This window comes from Bisbaumannia pacifica, assembly GCF_007989625.1.
In the GTDB taxonomy this organism is placed as follows: Bacteria; Pseudomonadota; Gammaproteobacteria; order Pseudomonadales; family Halomonadaceae; genus Bisbaumannia; species Bisbaumannia pacifica.
On the sequence record NZ_BJUK01000005.1, the window covers coordinates 67,067 to 87,733 of the forward strand.

Annotated in this window: 17 protein-coding genes; 8 read left to right on the forward strand and 9 right to left on the reverse strand. The window is 66.5% G+C overall.

Features of this window, described 5'->3' with window-relative positions:
* The first annotated feature begins 92 nt into the window (after positions 1 to 92).
* From siaA to gpgF, 6 genes are all read left to right on the forward strand, one after another.
* Positions 93 to 2,156, forward strand: coding sequence for a biofilm regulation protein phosphatase SiaA (siaA, locus tag HPA02_RS03085; RefSeq protein ID WP_146801614.1), 2,064 nt, complete (start codon positions 93 to 95; stop codon positions 2,154 to 2,156).
* Between the two features lie 13 nt (positions 2,157 to 2,169).
* Positions 2,170 to 2,703 carry a biofilm regulation protein kinase SiaB gene (gene siaB / locus HPA02_RS03090; protein WP_146801615.1) on the forward strand — a complete coding sequence of 178 codons (534 nt, stop codon included), beginning with the start codon at positions 2,170 to 2,172 and terminating at the stop codon, positions 2,701 to 2,703.
* A gap of 8 nt (positions 2,704 to 2,711) precedes the next feature.
* Positions 2,712 to 3,107: a biofilm regulation phosphoprotein SiaC gene (gene siaC, locus HPA02_RS03095; RefSeq protein ID WP_276508197.1), complete on the forward strand. Its 396-nt coding sequence runs from the start codon at positions 2,712 to 2,714 to the stop codon at positions 3,105 to 3,107.
* Entirely contained in the window at positions 3,104 to 3,886 is a 783-nt protein-coding gene (siaD, locus tag HPA02_RS03100) for a biofilm regulation diguanylate cyclase SiaD (protein ID WP_146801616.1), read from the forward strand. Before siaC ends, siaD begins: the two co-directional genes overlap by 4 nt.
* A gap of 74 nt (positions 3,887 to 3,960) precedes the next feature.
* The gene (gene gpgS / locus HPA02_RS03105) at positions 3,961 to 5,085 is read left to right on the forward strand and encodes an N-acetylglucosaminyl phosphatidylglycerol synthase (RefSeq protein ID WP_146801617.1); all 1,125 of its coding nucleotides are present in this window, start codon (positions 3,961 to 3,963) and stop codon (positions 5,083 to 5,085) included.
* Entirely contained in the window at positions 5,082 to 6,173 is a 1,092-nt protein-coding gene (gpgF, locus tag HPA02_RS03110; protein WP_146801618.1) for a glucosaminyl phosphatidylglycerol flippase, read from the forward strand. Before gpgS ends, gpgF begins: the two co-directional genes overlap by 4 nt.
* Before the next feature lie 62 nt (positions 6,174 to 6,235).
* On the opposite strand, the gene sucD is transcribed toward gpgF, so the two are convergent.
* The 9 genes from sucD to sdhC all read right to left on the reverse strand — a co-directional run bounded on the left by sucD (position 6,236) and on the right by sdhC (position 17,791).
* Positions 6,236 to 7,108, reverse strand: coding sequence for a succinate--CoA ligase subunit alpha (sucD, locus tag HPA02_RS03115; RefSeq protein WP_146801619.1), 873 nt, complete (start codon positions 7,106 to 7,108; stop codon positions 6,236 to 6,238).
* The gene (gene sucC, locus HPA02_RS03120) at positions 7,108 to 8,274 is read right to left on the reverse strand and encodes an ADP-forming succinate--CoA ligase subunit beta (protein WP_146801620.1); all 1,167 of its coding nucleotides are present in this window, start codon (positions 8,272 to 8,274) and stop codon (positions 7,108 to 7,110) included. The genes sucD and sucC overlap by 1 nt, the downstream gene beginning before the upstream one ends.
* Positions 8,275 to 8,411: 137 nt before the next feature.
* Positions 8,412 to 9,848 carry a dihydrolipoyl dehydrogenase gene (gene lpdA / locus HPA02_RS03125; RefSeq protein ID WP_146801621.1) on the reverse strand — a complete coding sequence of 479 codons (1,437 nt, stop codon included), beginning with the start codon at positions 9,846 to 9,848 and terminating at the stop codon, positions 8,412 to 8,414.
* A gap of 48 nt (positions 9,849 to 9,896) precedes the next feature.
* On the reverse strand, positions 9,897 to 11,420 hold the full coding sequence (odhB, locus tag HPA02_RS03130; protein ID WP_146801622.1) for a 2-oxoglutarate dehydrogenase complex dihydrolipoyllysine-residue succinyltransferase: 1,524 nt from the start codon (positions 11,418 to 11,420) through the stop codon (positions 9,897 to 9,899).
* Between the two features lie 42 nt (positions 11,421 to 11,462).
* On the reverse strand, positions 11,463 to 14,300 hold the full coding sequence (locus HPA02_RS03135; protein ID WP_146801623.1) for a 2-oxoglutarate dehydrogenase E1 component: 2,838 nt from the start codon (positions 14,298 to 14,300) through the stop codon (positions 11,463 to 11,465).
* Positions 14,301 to 14,576: 276 nt separating this feature from the next.
* On the reverse strand, positions 14,577 to 15,281 hold the full coding sequence (locus HPA02_RS03140) for a succinate dehydrogenase iron-sulfur subunit (RefSeq protein ID WP_146801624.1): 705 nt from the start codon (positions 15,279 to 15,281) through the stop codon (positions 14,577 to 14,579).
* A gap of 15 nt (positions 15,282 to 15,296) precedes the next feature.
* On the reverse strand, positions 15,297 to 17,069 hold the full coding sequence (sdhA, locus tag HPA02_RS03145; protein ID WP_146801625.1) for a succinate dehydrogenase flavoprotein subunit: 1,773 nt from the start codon (positions 17,067 to 17,069) through the stop codon (positions 15,297 to 15,299).
* 3 nt (positions 17,070 to 17,072) lie between these two features.
* Positions 17,073 to 17,420: a succinate dehydrogenase, hydrophobic membrane anchor protein gene (sdhD, locus tag HPA02_RS03150; protein WP_146801626.1), complete on the reverse strand. Its 348-nt coding sequence runs from the start codon at positions 17,418 to 17,420 to the stop codon at positions 17,073 to 17,075.
* On the reverse strand, positions 17,414 to 17,791 hold the full coding sequence (sdhC, locus tag HPA02_RS03155; protein ID WP_198057509.1) for a succinate dehydrogenase, cytochrome b556 subunit: 378 nt from the start codon (positions 17,789 to 17,791) through the stop codon (positions 17,414 to 17,416). The genes sdhD and sdhC overlap by 7 nt, the downstream gene beginning before the upstream one ends.
* 399 nt (positions 17,792 to 18,190) lie before the next feature.
* Here sdhC and gltA point away from each other — a divergent pair, with 399 nt between their 5' ends.
* Together gltA and HPA02_RS03165 are read left to right on the forward strand one after the other, a co-directional pair.
* Positions 18,191 to 19,477: a citrate synthase gene (gltA, locus tag HPA02_RS03160; RefSeq protein WP_146801628.1), complete on the forward strand. Its 1,287-nt coding sequence runs from the start codon at positions 18,191 to 18,193 to the stop codon at positions 19,475 to 19,477.
* A gap of 86 nt (positions 19,478 to 19,563) precedes the next feature.
* Positions 19,564 to 20,445: an NAD(P)-dependent oxidoreductase gene (locus tag HPA02_RS03165; protein WP_146801629.1), complete on the forward strand. Its 882-nt coding sequence runs from the start codon at positions 19,564 to 19,566 to the stop codon at positions 20,443 to 20,445.
* Positions 20,446 to 20,667 lie beyond the last annotated feature (222 nt).

Genomic DNA, 20,667 nt, shown 5'->3' on the forward strand with positions numbered 1-20,667 from the left:
GTATCAACGCTTTATGGCAAAGTAAGCCGCATAACGATGATAACCGGGGCCGTCCCAGCGCGGGGGCGGCCGACGAGCAGGGATCTCACTCTATGGCGGCGCTTCTCGGCCTGCGCGGCAAGTCCGTGGTTACGCTTCTCTTCGCCTGTCTGCTGGCACTGCTGCCGGCGGCGCTGATCGGCTGGAAGGCCGTGGACGAGGTGCGGCGGCACTTCGCCAGCGCCTATGCCGAGCAGTACACCCTGCTGCAGATGCAGCGCATCATGGCCCCCCTGAGCCGCGAACTGGCGCTCTCCCGGCGCTTCGCCGACTCCATCGTGACCCGCGAATGGCTGCGTGCCCCCACCGACCCCGAACGCCGCCAACGCTTCTTCCGCGAGGCGGAGGGCTACCGCCAGCAGTTCACCAGCGGCGCCTTCTTCATCGTCGATCATGCCAGCGGCGACTACTACTTCAGCGACGGCGACGCCAGCAATGGTCAGCGGCCCCTGGCGAGGCCCACCTATCGCCTGTCGCCGCAGCGCGAGGAAGATGCCTGGTACTTCGCCACCATGGACAGCAGCGCCACCTACAATATCAACGTCAACGTCGACCGGGCCCTCGAGCGCACCATGATCTGGCTCAATATCAAGATCATGGACGACGGCGAACCGCTGGGGCTGGCCGGCGGCAGCATCGACCTGAGCGACTTCCTCGACCGTTTTATCCGCTCGGCGCCGGCGGGCCTCACGCCGATGATCATCGATAGCCGCGGCGCCCTCCAGGCCCATGCCGACCCCGAACGGATCGCCCTGAGCTCCGTCAATCTGTCCCAGGCCCTGAACGGCGACCTCGGCCTCTATGCCATGCTCGATGGCGCGACACAGCGCGAGGCGCTGCGCGCCGCCATCCAGCAGGCCACCCGGCGACCCGGCGAGATCGCCACCCTCGAGACCACCCTCGAAGGCGAACCCCGCCTGCTGACCCTGGGCTATATTCCCGAGCTGCGCTGGCTGATGGTCACCACCCTGGACCTCGGCGCCTATCCGCTCCTCGACAGCCGCTGGTTCTGGCCCATGGTGCTGGCCCTGGGGCTGATCCTGGCGATCCTGATGGGCGCCTTCGCCTATGCCACCCATCGCCTGATCCTGCGCCCCCTGCGCCGCCTGACCCTCTCGGCCCAGGCCATCGCCGGCGGCGACTACAGCCCGCGGCTGCCCACCGGCCGCGACGACGAGATCGGTGCCCTCTCCCAGGCCTTCTCGCGCATGGCCAACCAGGTAGAGCGCTACACCCGCGACCTGGAGGGGCAGGTGCGCGAGCGCACCCGGGCCCTGGAGACGGCCCACGCGGAGATGGCCGCCGCCCATCAGCAGCTCGGCGACTCCATCCAGTACGCCAGCATCATCCAACGCGCCATCCTCCCCGACAACCAGCTGGAACGGCACCTGGCTCACCATTACGGGGTGCTTTGGAAGCCCCGGGACACGGTGGGTGGCGACTTCTACGTGTTCCGCGCCAGCGGACGCGGCTACCTGCTGGGCGTCGTCGACTGCGCCGGCCACGGCGTCCCCGGCGCCATGATGACCATGCTGGCCCGGGCCCTGATCGATCAGGCCATCGCCCGGCACAGCGCCGATGATCCCGCCGCCCTGCTCACCGAGATCGATCGTCGCGGTCGCGAACTGCTGCCCGCCGAGCGCCTGCCCTCCTCCATCGCCACCAACATGGACCTGGGCCTGGTGTGGGTCGATCCCCACCGCGAGCGGCTCACCTATGCCGGGGCCAAGATCGACCTCTACGCCAGCGACGGCGAGACCCTGACCCGCCTCAAGGCCAACAAGCGCGCCATCGGCCACCGTCGCCCGGGCCACTACAGCAACCAACACCTGCCCCTCGCCGCGGGCCACAGCTACTATCTGTGCAGCGATGGCTTCCTCGACCAGGCCGGCGGCAGCCACGGTTTCGGCTTCGGCAACCCTCGCTTCGAGGCCCTGATCAAGGCCCAGGCGGGCCGCCCCCTGGGCGAGCAGATGCAGGCCTTCGAGGCGGCCCTCTCGGCCTATCGGGGCGAGCTGCCCCAGCGCGACGACATCACCCTGCTGGCCTTTCGTGCCGAGCCCACCGCGGGCCCGGCAACCCACTCGCCAACCGAGCCCCCGACGGGGTCTCGCTAGCCAAGGAGGCAACATGGACCTACTGAGCATGCGGGAGAGCTACCAGCGTGAGCGGGTCATGCTGTGTTTCAATGGCCCCATCTCGCGCAGCCTGATCGAGGAGATCGGCAAGGCGCTGCGCAACTACCTGGACACCCAACAGACCGCCCCCGCCGCGGCCATGGATGTCTTCGCCGCCTATATCGAGATGACCCAGAACATCCGCCACTACGCCCGCCGCCAGGGCTACAACGACGAACAGGCCGCGGCCACCGTGGTGGTCTCCCAGGATGATCAGGGACGTTATCAGGTCTCGGCGGGCAACCTGGTGGAGACCCCCGACGGCGAGCGCCTGGTGACCACCATCGAAGGCCTGGAAGCCCTCGACAAGGCCGAGCTCAAGGCCGCCTACAAACGCCAGCTGCGCCAGCCCCGGGATGAGGCCTCGCCCAGCGGGGCCGGCCTGGGCCTGCTGGATATCGCCCGCAAGTCGAGCCAGCCGATGCGCGCTTCGCTGCAGCCCTTGTCCGCGCAGCAAAGCTTCTTTAGCCTGACAGCCACCATTTGATGCCCGCCATGACCATGATTCCCGACCTCGATATCCCCGGCAGTCAGTCCACCCCGATCATTCGCAGCGACTGGGCCGCCGGCCGCCTGACCATGCAGGGCGACTCCTACCCGGAGAACTCCTACGACCTCTTCGACCAGGTGATCGCCTGGGTGCAGCGCTTCCTGAGCGACGAGCAGCGCCCCCTGGCCCTGGAACTCTCGCTGGTCTACCTCAACACCTCCTCGGTCAAGGCGATGATGGATATCTTCGACCTGCTGGAGGAGGCCCATGAGCGAGGCCGCCCGGTCGCCGTAACCTGGCACTATGACCCCCGCAACGAGCGCATCGCCGAGCTCGCCGAAGAGTTCAAGGAAGACTGCAGCTACCCCTTCGCGATCACCCCGGCCAAGGTGAACGCATGAAGGCCCGGGGCGAGGAGGGCCTGCTGGAGCGAGTCGCCGCGCTGCTCGACGAGCCCCGGCATGCCGAGCACCCCCTGCGCGAGGCGCTGGAGGAGCTCTACCTGAAATACCGCGACCAGCAGGAACAGCTCGATCGGCTGATGAATATCTCCGATCGTTACCAGGCCCTGGCCCGGGAGGCCCAGCAGGTGACCCAACAGCGCTACGAGCGGGCCCTGAAGCGCCAGAAGAAGCTGTCACGGATCTCCGATCGCTATCAGGCGCTGATGCGCGAGCGCAACCAGACGCTGCATCAGGAGGCGCATCACGACGCCCTCACCGAGCTGCCCAACCGGCGGCTGATCGACGAACGGCTCGCGCAACTGGACCAGAGCGGACGCCGCTACACCCTGGCGCTGCTGGATATCGACCACTTCAAGCAGGTCAACGACGAGCACGGCCACGACGTGGGCGACGAGCTGCTGGTGGCCATCACCCGCACCATGCGCCAGGGCCTGCGCGATCATGACCTCTGCGGCCGCTGGGGTGGCGAGGAGTTCCTGCTGCTGCTGGGCGACACCGCCCTGGACGAGGCCTCGCGCATCGTCGAGCGTTTGCGTGCCCGGCTGGCCCAGGTGCGGGTGCCCAGCGGCGACCGGTGGCTCTCGGTCACCCTGAGCGCCGGGCTCAGCCAGCACCGTGACGGCGAGGCCTACCTGACGACCCTGCAGCGCGCCGACCAGGCGCTGCTGGAGGCCAAGCGCGAGGGCCGCGACCGCAGCCAACTGGCCACGCGCTAGTCGGGCGCTGTCGCCGAACTGTCGTATCCCTGCCCTACCCTGGCCGTCAGGCATGACAGCGCCAGGAGGGCCCCTTGCATCTCGTCGATATCACCATGTTCCACGCCCCGGCCAGCGGCGGCGTGCGCACCTACCTCGAGGCCAAGCGGCGCGTGCTGGCCGGCCACCCCGACCTGCGCACCAGCCTGCTGGTGCCGGGGGCCGAGCGTAGCGCCCTGGGTGGCGTACACACCCTTCCCGCCCCACGCCTGCCCCTGGGCCAGGGCTACCGCTTCCCGCTACGCCGGGGCCCCTGGCGCGAGGCCCTGATCGAGATGCGTCCCGATCTGATCGAGGCGGGCGACCCCTATGTCACCGCCTGGGCGGCCCTGGAGGCCGGGCGTGCCCTGGATGTTCCGGTGGTGGGCTTCTACCACTCCGACCTACCGCGGCTGATGGGCGACCGCTTCGGTCCTCGGATCGGCCAACGCCTGCGGCGCTATGTGCGCGACCTCTATGGGCGCTTCGACAGCGTGCTGACGCCCTGTAGCGCCATGGCCCAGCGCCTCGACGACTGGGGGGTAAAGGGCGTGCGCCTGCAGCCCCTGGGAGTCGACCTGGCGGCCTTCCACCCCCGCCACCGCGACCCGGGGTTGCGCGAGCGCCTAGGGCTTCACGATGGTCAGCGCCTGCTGGTCTTCGCCGGGCGCTGCTCCCCCGAGAAGCAGGTGGACGTGCTGCTGGGCACCCTGGCCCGCCTGGGGGCCGACTACCACCTGCTGCTGATGGGTCCCGGCATGCCCCGCCGCGTCCCCGACAACGTCACGGTGGTGCCCCGCTACTGTCCGCCCGACGAGGTGGCGCGCGCCCTGGCCAGCGCCGATGCCATGCTGCATGCCGGCACCCGGGAGACCTTCGGCCTGGTGGCCCAGGAGGCCATGGCCAGCGGCCTGCCGGTGGTCGCCGCCCGCGCCGGCGCCCTCAAGGAGACCATTCCCCTGGGCGCCGGCATCCTCTGCCGCCCATGCGATCCGGCGGACATGGCCCGCGCCGTCGCGGAGCTGTTTCTCAATGATCCGGCGGCCATGGGGCGCCACGCGCGTCGCCATGTGGAGCGCCATTTCGACTGGGACAGGGTGATCGGCGACCTGAGCCGCCACTATGCGACCCTGGTCCGCGGAGAGGACCGTCCCGATGCCGCTCGGGTCGAGCGGGGATGACGGCACCGCGCCCACCCTGCGCCCCCGCTGCGCGACACGCCTCATACGACCGTCCGGGGCATGCGGGGACCACGACGCCGCGCCGGGCGACGGGCTGGCGTTGGTACCATCTCGGCCCGCTGGCCCTGGCACTGCTGACGCCCCTGCTGCTGCCCTGGTGGCTGGGAGGCGAGGGGACCCTGGCGGCGCTGGCCGCCTTCCCGCTCCCCCTGCTGGCGCTGATGACGGCCATCGCCGTGCTGTGCTGGAACCTCAATGCCGCCCGCTGGCGCCTGCTGTTCTCGGGCCGCGCCGGGCGCCTGGGCCAGGACGGCGCCCTGGCCCTCGAGATGGCCGCCAAGTTCGCCCTCTGCGCCACCCCGGGGGGCAGCGGCGGAGCCGCCACCTTCCTGCTGCTGCTGGCCCGTCGCGGCTACCCCCCGGCCCGCGCCTCGGCCATCTACCTGGTCGACCAGGCCTGCGACCTGCTGTTCTTCGCCCTGATGCTCGGCCTGCTGGTCACGGCGACCCTGACCGGCGCCATCGACTGGCCGCACCGCGCCCTGATGGCCGGCGCCCTGCTCGGCCTGGGTCTGCTGCTTGGCGGCCTGGGGCTGGCCCTGGCGGCGCTACCGCGGCTACTGCGCCGCACTCCGTGGCTCGCCTGGCCCGGCCCGCGACGCCGCCGCCGTCTCGCCCGCCAACTGCTCGCCGCCCGGCGCACCCTGATCGCCACCCTGCGCCTGCCGCCGCGGGTGCTGTCGGCGGTCTTCGCCCTCTGCGCCCTACACTGGCTGCTGCGCTATAGCCTGCTCTACCTGGCCGTGCTCGGCGTCGCCGGCCAGGGTGAGGCGCTGGCCGACTGGGCCTGGACCTTCCTGGTACAGATGCTGGCCATGGCGGCCAGCCAGCTCAGCGTGCTGCCCGGCGGCGCCGGCACCGCCGAGCTCAGCGTCGGCGCCCTGCTGTTGCCGCTGATGGAGCGCGACCAGGCCGCCGCCGCCGTGGTGATCTGGCGCCTGATCAGCTATCACCTCTACCTGCTCGCCGGGGCCCCGGTATTCGCCGTCCAGGCGAGCCGCTGGCTGGCACGCCCGGTCGCCTCCTGAGCGCCCACGAAAAAGGGCACCCCGAGGGGTGCCCTTTGCTGCGCGTCTGAGGCGGTGATGGCTTACCAGCCGGTCACTTCCTTCAGGGCATCGCCGATATGCGCCAGGGAGCGCACGGTCTTGACGCCGGCGTCTTCCAGGGCGGCGAACTTCTCGTCCGCGGTGCCCTTGCCACCGGAGATGATGGCGCCCGCATGGCCCATGCGCTTGCCCGGAGGAGCGGTCACGCCGGCGATGTAGGAGACCACCGGCTTGGAGACGTTGGCCTTGATAAAGGCGGCGGCCTCTTCCTCGGCGGTACCGCCGATCTCACCGATCATCACGATGGCTTCGGTCTGCGGGTCCTTCTCGAACATCTCGAGGATGTCGATGAAGTTGGAGCCCGGGATCGGGTCGCCACCGATGCCCACGCAGGTGGACTGGCCGAAGCCGTGGTCGGTGGTCTGCTTGACGGCTTCATAGGTCAGGGTGCCGGAGCGGGAGACGATACCCACCTTGCCCGGCTTGTGGATATGACCCGGCATGATGCCGATCTTGCACTCGCCCGGGGTGATCACGCCGGGGCAGTTCGGGCCGATCAGGCGCACGCCCAGCTCGTCGCACTTCACCTTGGCGTCGAGCATGTCGAGGGTGGGGATGCCCTCGGTGATGCAGACGATCAGCTTGATGCCGCCGTTGGCGGCTTCCAGGATGGAGTCCTTGCAGAACGGGGCCGGCACGTAGATCACGCTGGCCTCGGCGCCGGTGGCTTCCACGGCTTCCTTGACGGTGTTGAACACCGGCAGGCCCAGGTGGGTCTGGCCGCCCTTGCCCGGAGTCACGCCGCCGACCATCTGGGTGCCGTAGGCGATCGCCTGCTCGGAGTGGAAGGTCCCCTGGCCGCCGGTGAAGCCCTGGCAGATGACCTTGGTGTTCTTGTCGATCAGGATGCTCATTACTTGCCCTCCGCTGCCTTGACCACCTGCTGAGCGGCGTCGCTCAGGCTGGTCGCAGCGATGATGTTCAGACCGCTGGAGGCCAGCTTCTCGGCACCCAGCTCGGCGTTGGTGCCTTCCAGGCGCACCACGACCGGCACGTTGACGCCGACCTGCTCGACGGCACCGATGATGCCCTCGGCGATCATGTCACAGCGCACGATGCCGCCGAAGATGTTGACCAGTACCGCCTTGACGTTGTCGTCGGAGAGGATCAGCTTGAACGCCTCGGCGACCCGCTCCTTGGTGGCACCACCGCCCACGTCGAGGAAGTTGGCCGGCTTGCCGCCGTTGAGGTTGACGATGTCCATGGTGCCCATGGCCAGGCCGGCGCCGTTGACCATGCAGCCGATGTTGCCGTCGAGGGCCACGTAGTTCAGCTCCCACTTCGCCGCCTCGGCCTCGCGAGCGTCCTCCTGGGAGGGATCGCGCATCGCCTGCAGGTCCGGGTGACGGTAGAGGGCGTTGCTGTCCAGGTTGATCTTGGCGTCGAGGCAGTGCAGGTTGCCTTCGTCGGTGATCACCAGCGGGTTGATCTCGAGCAGTGCCAGATCCTTGTCGTGGAACAGCTTGGACAGGCCCAGGAAGATCTTGGTGAACTGCTTCACCTGGTTGCCGGACAGGCCCAGGGCGAAGGCCAGCTCACGGGCCTGGTAGGGCTGCGCGCCGACCAGCGGGTCGATCTCGGCCTTGAGGATCTTCTCGGGAGTCTCCTCGGCGACCTTCTCGATCTCCACGCCGCCTTCGGTGGAGGCCATGAAGACCACGCGACGGGTGGTACGGTCGACCACGGCGCCCAGGTAGAGCTCGGAGGCGATATCGGTGCAGTTCTCGACCAGGATCTTGGAGACCGGCTGACCGTTGGCGTCGGTCTGGTAGGTCACCAGGTTCTTGCCCAGCCACTGCTCGGCGAAGGCCTTGGCCTCGGCCGGGTCCTTGATCAGCTTGACGCCACCGGCCTTGCCGCGACCACCGGCGTGCACCTGGGCCTTGACGACCCACATGTCGCCACCGATCTTCTTGCAGGCCTCGGCGGCTTCCTCGGGAGTGTCCACGGCGAAGCCCTTGGACACCGGCAGACCATAGTCGGCAAACAGCTGTTTGCCCTGATACTCGTGAAGGTTCATCGTGTCATGCCATTGGTTGCATGTGACTCGAACGGTGACCACGGCGCTACGCCGAAACGACGCTGGCCGGGTCACCACCGATCGCGCCCGATACATCGCCGGGCGCGCCGCGCCGCCCGCGGGCGGCGCTTGTTGTCTTACTTGCGCTTCTTGCGGTTGGCCATGTGAATGGCGTGCCCTTCCACGGCGAGTGCCGCTTCATGGACCGCTTCCGACATAGTCGGGTGCGCATAACAGGTCAGCGCCAGGTCCTCGGCGCTGGAGCCGAACTCCATGGCGATCACGCCCTGGGCGATCATCTCGCCGGCATGCTGGCCGACGATATGCATGCCCAGGATGCGGTCGGTCTCAGCATCGGCGATGATCTTGGCCTGACCTTCGGTGGCGTTGTTGGCCATGGCGCGGCCGCTGGCGGCGAACGGGAAGGCGCCGGTCTTGACCTCGATGCCCTGGGCCTTGGCGTCCTGCTCGGTCATGCCGACCCAGGCCACTTCCGGGAAGGTGTAGATGACGCTGGGGATGGCGTCGTAGTTCATCTCGGCCTTATGGCCGGCGATGATATCGGCCACCATGATGCCCTCTTCGGAGGCCTTGTGGGCCAGCATCGGGCCGCGCACCACGTCACCGATGGCGTAGACGCCCGGCACGCTGGTGCGGCACTGGTCGTCGACGAAGATAAAGCCGCGCTCGTCGAGCTTGACGCCGGCGTCGTCGCCCAGCAGGCCCTGGGTATAGGGGCGGCGACCCACGCAGACGATCAGCTTGTCGAAGACCTGCTCCTGCTCGCCATTGGCGTCGGTGTACTTGACCACCACCTCGTCGCCCTTGACCTCGGAGCCGGTGACCCGGGCACCCAGCTTGATGTCCATGCCCTGCTTCTTGAGGAGCTTCTGGGTCTCCTTGGCGATGGCGCTATCGACCATCGGCAGGAAGGAGTCCATGGCCTCGAGCACGGTGACCTCGGAGCCCAGGCGGTTCCACACGCTACCCAGCTCCAGGCCGATCACGCCGGCGCCGATCACGCCGAGACGCTTGGGCGTTTCCTGGAACTCCAGGGCGCCGGTGGAATCGACGATCAGGCCCTCGGTGAGCGGGGTCGGCGGGATCTCTACCGGCACCGAGCCGGAGGCGATGACGATATGGTCGGCCTCGTAGACGGCGCTCTCGCCATCCTTGCTGACCTCGACCTGCTTGCCGGAGAGCACCTTGCCGGCGCCTTCAAGGGCGGTGACGCCATTGGCCTTGAACAGGCCGGCGATGCCGCCGGTCAGGTTCTTAACGATCTTGTCCTTGCGGGCCATCATCTTCTTGACGTCCATCTTGACGTCGCCGGCCTGGATGCCCATGTCGTCGAAGTCGTGCTGCGCCTCGACGAACTTGTGGGAGGCCTCGAGCAGCGCCTTGGACGGGATGCAGCCCACGTTCAGGCAGGTGCCGCCGTGGACGACATTGCCTTCCTTGCCGATCCACTTCTCGACACAGGCGGTCTTCAGCCCCAGCTGGGCGGCACGGATGGCGGCCACATAGCCGCCGGGGCCAGCACCGATGACGATCACATCAAATTTATCGGCCATTGAATCTTTCCTGTTGATCGGTTCGCGTTTGAGTCCGATGGTTGGCGCTTAGACGTCCAGCAGCAGGCGTGCCGGATCCTCCAGCAGATCCTTGACGGCGACCAGGAACTGTACCGCGTCCTTGCCGTCGATCATGCGGTGGTCGTAGGAGAGCGCCAGGTACATCATCGGACGAATTTCGACCTTGCCGTTCACCGCCATGGGTCGTTCCTGGATCTTGTGCATGCCCAGGATGGCGGTTTGCGGCGGATTCAGAATCGGCGTCGACATCAGTGAGCCGAAGATGCCCCCATTTGTAATTGTGAAGGTACCGCCCTGCATCTCGTCGATGCCCAGCTTGCCGTCGCGGGCGCGCTTGCCGAAATCGACGATGCCTTTCTCCACGTCGGCCAGCGACATGCTCGAGGTGTCACGCAGGACGGGAACCACCAGGCCACGCGGGGTGGACACCGCCACGCCGATGTCCTGGTAGCCGTGGTAGACGATATCGCTGCCATCGATGGAGGCGTTGACGTCCGGGAAGCGCTTGAGCGCCTCGGTGGCGGCCTTGACGAAGAAGCCCATGAAGCCGAGCTTGGTGTCGTGGGCCTTGAGGAAGGTGTCCTTGTACTGGGCACGCAGGCCCATCACCGCGCTCATGTCCACCTCGTTGTAGGTGGTCAGCATGGCGGCGGTCTGCTGGGCCTGGACCAGGCGCTTGGCGATGGTCTGGCGCAGGCGGCTCATCGGCACGCGCTTCTCGGGACGCTCGCCCTCGGCCACCGGGGCCGCGGCCGGAGCGGCCGGCGCCGCGGCGGCCTTGGCCTTCTTGGCGTTGCCGGCCTGGATGGCGCGCTGCACGTCTTCCTTGAGGATGCGACCGCCCTTGCCGGTGCCGTCGATCTTGGCCACGTCCAGGTCATGCTCGGCGACCAGCTTGCGGGCCGCCGGGGCGAGGATCTTGTCGCCGACCTTCTCGTCGGCCCCTTCGTCCGCGGCCGCGCTCGGCGCCTCGGCGGCCGGCGCGGCTTCGCCGCCGGCGCCCTCGGCGAAGACCGCCAGCACCTCTTCGGAGGCCACCTGGCTGCCCTCTTCGGCCTTGATCTCCACCAGGGCGCCGTCGGCCGGGGCGACCACTTCCAGCACCACCTTGTCGGTCTCGATCTCGGCCAGCACCTCGTCGCGCTTGACCGCCTCGCCGACCTGCTTGCTCCAGCCGGCCACGGTGCCTTCCTGGATCGATTCGGGGAAGGTCGGCGCCTTCACCTCGTGCTGCTTGCCGGAGGCGGCGGGCGCCTCGGTCTTGGCCGGGGCGGCGTCACTCTTGGCCTCGCTCTTCGCCTCGGCCTTGTCGCCGGCGGCGCCGAGTGTGCCCAGCACCTGCTCGGAGGCCACGGTGTCGCCCTCCTCGGCCTTGATCTCGGCCAGGGTGCCGGCCTCGGGAGCCAGCACTTCCAGCACCACCTTGTCGGTCTCGATCTCGACGATCAGCTCGTCGCGCTCGACGCTGTCCCCCGGCTGCTTGTGCCAGGCCGCCACGCTGCCTTCGGCAACGGACTCAGGAAAGGTAGGCGCTTTGATCTCGGTAGCCATCTTGGTCGTTTCCCTTGTGTATTCTCTCGTCCGGTGGGCGCCTTACAGGTTGAAGGCGTCGTCCACCAGTTGGCGCTGCTGTTCTACGTGTACCGACATATAGCCCGCGGCGGGAGCCGCCGAGGCCGGACGACCGGCGAACTTGAGGTCGCGGCCCAGGCCGTCCTTGAGCATGTCGGCGACGGCCCGCATATGGTGCTGACTGGAATACCAGGCGCCCTGGTTGAGGGGCTCCTCCTGACACCACACCACCTGTTCCAGGTTGGGGTAGGTCTTGAGGGCCTGATAGAGCTCCTCCTTGGGGAAGGGGTAGAGCTGCTCCAGGCGCACGATGGCGGTGTCGTCGCGCTCCTGGTCGACGCGGTAGCCGGCCAGGTCGTAGTAGACCTTGCCGGAACACAACACCACGCGCTTGACCTTCTCCGCCTCGAGCTTGCCCTGGTCGGGCAGCACCATCTGGAACTTGCCGTGGGCCAGCTCATCGAGGCTGGAGGTGGCTTCCTTGTGGCGCAGCAGGCTCTTCGGCGACATCACCACCAGGGGCTTGCGCAGCGGGCGGATCACCTGGCGACGCAGCAGATGGAAGATCTGTGCCGGGGTGGTGGGCACGCAGACCTGCATGTTGTGCTCGGCGCACAGCTGCAGGAAGCGCTCCAGGCGCGCCGAGGAGTGCTCGGGCCCCTGTCCCTCGTAGCCGTGGGGCAGCAGCAGGGTCAGGCCACACAGCCGGCCCCACTTGGTCTCGCCGGAGGAGATGAACTGATCCACCACCACCTGGGCGCCGTTGAAGAAGTCGCCGAACTGCGCCTCCCAGATATTCAGCGCATTGGGCATGGTGGTGGCATAGCCGTACTCGAAGGCCAGCACGGCTTCTTCCGAAAGGAAGGAGTCGTGGATGGTGAAGCGCGGCTGCCCGTCGGCGATATGCTCCAGCGGCACATAGGTGCTGCCGTCCTTCTGGTTATGCACCACCGCATGGCGGTGGGAGAAGGTGCCGCGGCCCACGTCCTGGCCGGTGATGCGGATCGGATGCCCCTGATCGAGCAGGGTGGCGTAGGCCAGGGTCTCGGCGAAGCCCCAGTTCAGGGCCATGCCGCCGGCCTGCATCTTGCGACGATCCTCATAGATCTTGGCCACCTGGCGCTGCACGGCGACGCCATCGGGGATCTCGCACATCTTGGCGGCCAGCTGCTGCAGGCGCTTCATGTCCACGGTGGTATCGGCGTCGCCGGTCCACTCATGGCCCAGGTAGGGGGCCCAGTCGACGAACAGCGACTTGTTGGGCTCCTTGACCAGGGCGTTGGCCACGTGATTGCCGGCCAGCAGGTCTTCCCGGTAGGTCTCGACCAGTTGCTTGGCCGCCTCCTCGGAGAGCACGCCCTGCTCCACCAGGCGCTTGGCGTAGATCGCCCGGGAGCTGGGGTGGTTCTTGATCTTGCCGTACATCATCGGCTGGGTGCCGGAGGGCTCGTCGGCCTCGTTATGGCCGCGGCGACGGTAGCACACCAGGTCGATGACCACGTCCTTCTTGAACTGCATGCGGTAGTCCAGGGCGACCTGGGCGGCATGCAGCACGGCGTCGGGATCGTCGCCGTTGACGTGGAAGATCGGCGCCTGGACCATCTTGGCGATGTCGGTGCAGTACTCGGTGGAGCGGGTGTCCAGGGGGTTGGAGGTGGTGAAGCCGACCTGGTTGTTGATCACCAGGTGGAGGGTGCCACCGGTCTTGTAGGCGCGGGTCTGGGACATCTGGAAGGTCTCCATGACCACGCCCTGACCGGCGAAGGCCGCATCCCCGTGCACATTGATCGGCAGCACCTTGGTGCCGTCGCCGTCGTTGCGGCGGTCCTGGCGGGCACGCACCGAGCCCTCCACCACCGGCGAGACGATTTCCAGATGCGAGGGGTTGAAGGCCAGCGCCAGGTGCACCTCGCCACCCGGCGTCATGACGTTGGAGCTGAAGCCCTGGTGGTACTTGACGTCGCCGGAGCCGTGCTCGATGACCTTCTTGCCGTCGAACTCCTCGATCAGCTCGGAGGGGCTCTTGCCGAGGATATTGACCAGCAGGTTGAGGCGGCCGCGGTGGGCCATGCCGATCACCACTTCCTTGGTGCCGTAGCCGCCGGCACGCTGGATCAGCTCGTCCATCATCGGGATGAAGGACTCGCCGCCCTCCAGGCCGAAGCGCTTGGTGCCCGGGTACTTGGAGGCCAGGTAGTTCTCCAGGCCCTCGGCGGCGGTCAACCGCTCGAGCACGTGCTTGCGCACCTCGGGGCTGAACTTGGGCGCGCTGCGCACCGACTCGAAGCGCTGCTGCAGCCAGCGTTTCTCCTCGGTATCGACGATATGCATGAACTCACAGCCGATGGCGCGGCAGTAAGTCTGCTCCAGGGACTCGACGATCTCCTTGAGGGGCGCCTTGTCCTTGCCGATAAACAGCGAGCCGGTCTGGAACTCGCTGTCCAGGTCCGCGGGGGTCAGCTGGTGGAAGGCCAGATCCAGGTCGGGAACCGGGGTCGGGCTGCGCAGATCGAGGGGATCGATCTTGGCGCGCTGATGGCCACGGAAGCGGTAGGCGTTGATCAGCTGGAGGACCTTGACCTGCTTCTTGCTGTCGCCGCTGTCACCGCCGGCGACGGCGCCCTGGGCGGGGCGACGGGTCTTGGCTAGCTGATAGAACTGGTCACGAATCGGACTAAGGGGGACGTCTTGGGAGGAGCTGCCTTCGGGGCGGGGCAACTGGTCGAAATAGTTGCGCCACTCATCGGGGACAGCATTGGGATCGACGAGGTACTGCTCGTAGAGCGCTTCCACATAGTGGACATTGCCACCACTCATGTGGGAAGTGCGCCACATCAACTCCATTATGCCTTCTTGCATCTCTCGGTCACCCTGCACTGATGGGGTGTTGTCGGCGCCTGACACGGGGGTCGCCGCATCGGCGTTCCTGGTGCCCTGCCGGCGGGCGGTTCATCCATCCGGCGCTTTAGCTTGCAAACAGGCCACTTATTCTTGTACCCGGCGCGATCTGCCTGATGATCGTTCGAAGAAAGCCGGCGCACTAGGCACCGGCTGACCTCGACGGGGCCGGGGCAACTGCGACACTGGGTCGCAGTTGCCGGGCGGCGCCCATGATACCAAGCAAGCCACGAGGATTTAAGTGGCATTGGCCAGCAACATCTCGCGAATCTTGCCGATGGCCCGCGTCGGGTTGAGCCCCTTGGGACACACCGAGACGCAGTTCATGATGCCGCGGCAGCGGAACACGGAGAACGGGTCCTCCAGCTCGGCCAGGCGCTCGCGGGTCGCCTCGTCCCGGGAGTCGGCCAGGAAGCGGTAGGCCTGGAGCAGGCCGGCCGGGCCCACGAACTTGTCCGGGTTCCACCAGAAGGAGGGGCAGGAGGTGGAGCAGCAGGCGCACAGGATGCACTCGTAGAGGCCGTCGAGCTTGTCGCGATCCTCCGGCGACTGCAGGCGCTCGATGGCCGGCGCCGGGGTGTCGTTCTGCAGGTACGGCTGGATGCGTTCGTACTGCTTGTAGAACAGCCCCATGTCGACCACCAGGTCGCGCACCACCGGCAGGCCCGGCAGCGGGCGCAGCGTCAGCTTGCCGTTCTTGACCACCTCGGAGAGCGGCGTGATGCAGGCCAGGCCGTTCTTGCCGTTCATGTTCATGCCGTCGGAGCCACACACCCCCTCGCGGCAGCTGCGACGATAGGCCAGGCCGTTGTCCTGCTCCTTCATCATGTGCAGGACGTCCAGCACCATGACGTCACGGCCCTGGGTGTCGACCTGGAACTCCTGCATATAGGGCGCGGAGTCGGTCTCCGGGTTGTAGCGGTATACGGATACCTGAAGCATGGATCGTGGCTCCCCTTAGTAGGTACGGACTTTCGGCTCGAAGGTGTCGACGGTCTTGGGCGCGAAGTTGACGTCGCGCTTGCCAAGCCGCTTCTCGGCCGGGAAGTAGAGCGAGTGCTTCAGCCAGTTGGCGTCGTCACGGTCCGGGTAGTCGTAGCGGGAGTGCGCGCCGCGACTCTCCTTGCGCTCCAGGGCGGAGATCGCCGTGGCCTCGGCCACTTCCATCAGGTTATCCAGCTCCAGGGCCTCGACACGCGCGGTGTTGAAGGCGTTGGACTTGTCCTCCAGGTGCGCGTTGGCGATGCGCCCACGCAGCTCGGCCAGCTGCTTGACCCCTTCCTGCATGTTGTCTTCCTGACGGAAGACGCCGAAGGAGTTCTGCATGATGCCCTGCAGCTCGCGCTTGAGCTCGGCCACGGACTCGCCGCCGCTGGACTCGTTCCAGCGGTTCATGCGCGCCATGGCGGAGTCGATATCGGAGTCGGAGGCGTCCAGGTAGTCGATGCCTTCGTTCAGGGCGTTCTCGATAAACATGCCGGCGGCGCGACCGAAGACCACCAGGTCGAGCAGCGAGTTGCCGCCCAGGCGGTTGGCGCCATGCACCGAGACGCAGGCCGCCTCGCCACAGGCGAACAGGCCGTTGACGATCTGGTCGTTGCCGTCGGCGTCCTGCATGATCGCCTGGCCATGAACGTTGGTGGGGATGCCGCCCATCATGTAGTGACAGGTGGGCACCACCGGGATCGGCTCCTTGGCCGGATCCACGTGGGCGAAGGTCTTGGAGAGCTCGACGATGCCGGGCAGGCGCTTGCCGAGGACTTCCTCGCCGAGGTGATCCAGCTTGAGGAAGACGTGATCGCCGTCTTCGCCGCAACCACGGCCCTCGAGGATCTCCATGACCATGGAGCGCGCGACCACGTCGCGGCCGGCCAGGTCCTTGGCGTTGGGGGCATAACGCTCCATGAAGCGCTCGCCGTCCTTGTTGATCAGGTAGCCACCCTCGCCGCGGCACCCCTCGGTGACCAGGGTACCGGCGCCGTAGATACCGGTGGGGTGGAACTGCCACATCTCCATGTCCTGCATCGGGAAGCCGGCACGCAGGGCCATGCCGATGCCGTCACCGGTGTTGATCAGGGCATTGGTGGTGGAGGCGTAGATGCGGCCGGCGCCGCCGGTGGCCAGCACGGTGGCCTTGGACTTCACATGCACCACTTCGCCGGTCTCGATGCACATGGCGATGCAGCCCACCACGTCGCCGTTGGCGTTCTTGACCAGATCCACCGCGAACCACTCATTGAGGAAGGTGGTGTTGTTCTTCAGGTTGTTCTGGTAGAGGGTGTGCAGCAGGGCATGACCGGTACGGTCGGCGGCGGCACAGGTCCGCGCCGCCTGGCCGCCCTTGCCGAAGTCCTTGGACTGGCCGCCGAAGGGGCGCTGGTAGATGCGACCGTTATCGAAGCGCGAGAACGGCAGGCCCATGTGCTCGAGTTCGAAGACCGCTTTGGGGCCCTCGGAACACATGTACTCGGCGGCGTCCTGGTCGGTGATGTAGTCACCGCCCTTGACGGTGTCATACATGTGCCAGCGCCAGTCATCGTTGGGATCGGCGGAGGCGATGGCGCAGGTGATACCGCCCTGGGCGGAAACGGTGTGGGAGCGGGTCGGGAAGACCTTGGAGAGGACCGCGGTCTTCTTGCCGGACTTGGCCAGTTCCAGGGCGGCTCGCAGGCCGGAGCCACCGCCACCGATGATGATTGCGTCGAAGGTCAGGCTACGCATGTTAGACATGAATCAGGCTCCCCACAGGACTTGAATGCCCCACACCAGAAAAACGAAGATGGCCAGGATAACGACAAGCTGCACGGCGATACGCACGGCGGTGGGCTTGAGGTAGTCGGTGGTCACGGTCCACAGGCCGACCCAGGCGTGGGCCGCCAGGGAGACGAAGGCCAGCAGCGAGAAGATACGCATCCAGGTGGCGGAGAAGAGCCCGCTCCAGGCCGCGTAGTCCAGGCCCGGATTGAACAGCAGATAGCCGACCATAAAGAGTGTGTAGACGGCCAGGATCAGCGCGGAGACGCGCTGGATCAGCCAGTCGGAGAGGCCGCTGCGGCCGAAGCTTGTAATGTTGGTTACCATACCCAGACTCCCGCCAGAATGATCAGAACGGCACTGATGACCACGGTGGCCTGTGCCTTCTTCAAGCCGCCCTCGAGGGTGACGCCGATGTTCATGTCCATCAGCAGGTGCTTGATGCCGGCCACGAAGTGGTAGGCCAAGGCCGACAGCAGCCCCCAAGCGATGAGCTTGACGAGAACGTTGTGGGAGAGGGCATGACTGACGGCGTCGAATCCTTCGGGAGAAGAGAGCGACGTATCCAGCGCCCAGAAGGCAAAGATCAGCCCAATGAAGAGAAGGATGCCAGTGATGCGGTGGGTGATCGACGTCAATGCCGGCAGCGGCATCTTGATCGTCGTCAGGTCGAGGTTTACGGGTCGTTTGCTATTCACGGCTCTATACACACTCTCTTGGCCCGCTTCCTGGTTGGGGCAAGGCCCAAGCGGGCGGTGGTTTTGAGGAAGGGCTCGGCCGTTTGCCAAGTCGGCACGACTCCATTCCTACCAGTCGCGCGGGGTGGATTATAGGGACAAGGGCTAATCATGACAAACCTAAGCGTGTCGAACACGACCATGGTTTAGCCTTGACCGTCACCACCAGAAGCGCACAATGATGCAGGGCAGCAACATCTATACAGATATCATACAAAAACAACTTTATGTATAGCCAAGGGGCCTTTCGGCTAATTGACAATCCCCGACACGCTTCTATAGTGGGCGAACTTTTTACGCCAGCATGGCAAGCGAGACAACGACTTATCGTCCGAAACGAAAGAGATAGAGGAGGCCGGCATGGCTGACAGGAAAGCGCAGTTGACGATCGAAGGGCTGGACAAGGTAATCGAGCTGCCTGTCTATTCCGGCACCGTCGGCCCCGACGTGGTCGATGTCCGCGGCCTGGGGGCCGAGGGCGTTTTCACCTATGACCCCGGCTTCATGGCCACATCCTCCTGCCAATCCGCCATCACCTATATCGATGGCGCCAAGGGCGTGTTGCTGCACCGCGGCTACCCCATCGACCAGCTGGCCAAGCACTCCAACTACGTGGAGCTCTGCTACCTGCTGCTCAACGGCGAGCGCCCCTCGAAGGAGGAGTACCAGACCTTCGAGCGCACCATCCGCAACCACACCATGGTCCACGAGCAGCTGGCCAACTTCTACAAGGGCTTCCGTCGCGACGCCCACCCCATGTCGATCCTATGCGGCGTGGTCGGCGGCCTGGCGGCCTTCTATCACGACCACCTGGACATCACCCGCGAGGAGGACCGGCAGATCAGTGCCATTCGCCTGATCGCCAAGATGCCGACGCTGGCGGCCATGTGCTACAAGTACAACATCGGCCAGCCCTTCAACTATCCGCGTAACGATATGAGCTACGCGGAAAACTTCCTCTACATGATGTTCAGCAACCCCTGCGAGGAGTACCAGATCAATCCGGTCTTCGCCAAGGCCATGGATCGCATTTTCATGCTCCACGCGGACCACGAGCAGAACGCCTCCACCTCCACGGTGCGCCTGGCCGGCTCCACCGGCGCCAACCCCTTCGCCTGCATCAGCGCCGGCATCGCCGCCCTCTGGGGCCCCGCCCACGGCGGCGCCAACGAGGCGGTGCTGAACATGCTCGACGAGATCGGCGACGACTCCGAGGAGAACATCCAGCGCTTTATCGACAAGGCCAAGGACAAGGACGACCCCTTCCGCCTGATGGGCTTCGGTCACCGGGTCTACCGCAACTTCGACCCCCGCGCCAAGGTGATGAAGGAGACTTGCGACGAGGTGCTGGGACAGCTGGGCCTGGCCGACGACCCGCAGCTGCGCATCGCCAAGCGCCTGGAGGAGATCGCCTTGGAGGACGAGTACTTCGTCAAGCGCAAGCTCTACCCCAATGTCGACTTCTACTCCGGCATCATCCTCAAGGCGATCGGCATCCCCACCAACATGTTCACGGTAATCTTCGCCATGTCGCGCACCATCGGCTGGATCTCCCACTGGCACGAGATGATCAGCGGCGACTACAAGATCGGCCGCCCGCGTCAGCTCTATATCGGTCATCCGCAACGCGATTACCCCACCGAGTAAGCGCCAGCGCAGCACGCACCACGGAAGGCCGCCCCAAGGGCGGCCTTCTGTGTTTTACCCCACCAACCACGAAAAGGAGTCGCCCGATGGCGTCCACCCCCTCCACCGTCGCCTTTATCGGCCTGGGCGTGATGGGTTACCCCATGGCCGGGCATCTGGCCAGGGCGGGCCTAGAGGTCCGCGTTTACAACCGCAGCGCGGCCAAGGCCGAGGCCTTCGTCGCCGAACATGGCGGCAGTCACCACGCCACCCCCCGCGACGCCGCCATTGGCGCCGACCTGGTACTGGTCTGCGTCGGCAATGACGACGACGTGCGCCAGGTCACTCGCGGCGAGCAGGGCGCCCTCGAGGGCATGGCGCCGGGCAGCCTGCTGGTGGATCACACCACCGCCTCGGCGAGCCTGGCCCAGGAGCTCGACGCCGCCTGCCGCGAGGCCGGCGTCGACTTCCTCGACGCCCCGGTCTCGGGGGGCCAGCAGGGCGCCGAGAACGGCGCCCTGACCATCATGTGCGGTGGCGAGGCCGAGGCCTTCGCCCGGGTCGAGACGACCCTAGCCCACTACGCCAAGGCGGTGACCCATATGGGCCCCGCCGGCAGCGGTCAGCTCACCAAGATGGTCAACCAGATCTGCGTGGCCGGCGTCGTCCAGGGCCTGGCGGAGGGCCTCCACCTGGCCGAGAAGGCGGACCTGGACCCGCAGCGGGTGATCGAGGTGATCTCCCAGGGCGCCGCCGGCTCCTGGCAGATGGACCACCGCCACCGCACCATGATCGAGGGCGACTACGACCACGGCTTCGCGGTGGACTGGATGCGCAAAGACCTGGCCATCTGCCTCGACCAGGCCCGGGAACTGGGGGCTCGCCTGCCGCTGACCGCCCTGGTGGATCAGTTCTATGGCGACGTTCAGGCGATGGGCGGTGGCCGCTGGGATACCTCGTCGCTACTCAAGCGATTGCAGCGCGACTGACTCGCTCCTCAGGGGCCATCCGCCGCCCCGCGGGGCGGCGGATGGCAGCGCCCCGCCCGGGGCCTGAGATCCCACGCCCTTCTCACGCACCGGCCCTTATCCCCAGGCCACGGCTTTTCCACACAAACTGTGGATAAGGCTGTTCAAAACCTTGAGAAAAGAGCCAGCAGGCGCCATGACAAGGGGGTTACGCTTAGATTGATCAATTTTTATCCATTTATA